Annotated in this window: 1 pseudogene; it reads right to left on the bottom strand. The window is 64.9% G+C overall.

From position 1 onward, the window contains the following. Positions 1-487 (bottom strand): annotated as a pseudogene (locus CXF87_RS12355) (IS1380 family transposase); the annotation flags it as partial.

Below are 487 nucleotides of genomic sequence, written 5' to 3'. Positions count from 1 at the left end.
CTTGATCACCGCCTCCGGCGCCTCGTCCAGGCTGGTCCACCAGCCTTCCAACTCATAGTCCGGTTCGAGCAGCAACTGGCCATCGCGATCGGCGGTGCGCTCGACCAGGCGCATCACGCGTTGGACGACGTATTCGGTCTTGTTGTCGTCGTGGATCGAGACGGTCTGCGTCCACAGCGCCTGGCGCTTGCCAGGACGCAGCTCTTCCCAGTAGTCCGCCGCCACCGCCAGCCAGGTATCTCGATCAGCCGTGGCCGAGCCGCGCGGGTTCCATTTGACGACATAGTCGAGCCGGCGCCCCTCGTCGGCAAAGACCTGGCGTTGCTGTTCGAGAAGCGCCAGGTGCGCCTGGCTGTCGAAGCCGCTGTCCTCGCGTAACAGGATCGGTTGCTTGGTCAGGCATTGGGCGCGAGGCAGTACCCGCTCCAGGAAGGCGTTGCTCTCCTTCATGGTGTGCTGCTTGCCAGGCCGCAGTTCCAGACCCAGG

The sequence above is a fragment of the Halomonas sp. MES3-P3E genome (genome assembly GCF_002836035.1).
Classification (GTDB): domain Bacteria; phylum Pseudomonadota; class Gammaproteobacteria; order Pseudomonadales; family Halomonadaceae; genus Vreelandella; species Vreelandella arctica.
The sequence above is the reverse complement of the archived record's forward strand: the minus strand, read 5'-3'. Positions and strand labels throughout refer to the sequence as shown.